General features: G+C 69.8%; 1 protein-coding gene. It reads left to right on the top strand.

Features of this window, described 5'->3' with window-relative positions; translation table 11 throughout:
* Positions 1-222: hypothetical protein (locus RRF55_RS28745; protein ID WP_439419409.1), on the top strand; the 222-nt coding region annotated here is incomplete at both ends.

Consider the following 222-nt stretch of genomic DNA (forward strand, 5'->3'; position numbering starts at 1 on the left):
GGTGCAGCGGCACGCGGCGGGCGAGCAGCCACTGGCCCTGACAGAGCTGCTGCCACGGCTGCAGCAGGGCATGCCACAGCCGCTGCAGCGGCTGCGCGTGGACGCCACCGGGCAGCGCCTGTCGGTGGCGCGTTTCGAAGGCGGCCAGGCGAATTGGCGCTATTTCGATCCGTACACCGGCACCGTGCTCACCGAGCTGAAGGGGCTGGACTTCTTCGCCTT

This window comes from Klebsiella sp. K47 (genome assembly GCF_051858335.1).
GTDB lineage: Bacteria > Pseudomonadota > Gammaproteobacteria > Enterobacterales > Enterobacteriaceae > Klebsiella > Klebsiella pneumoniae.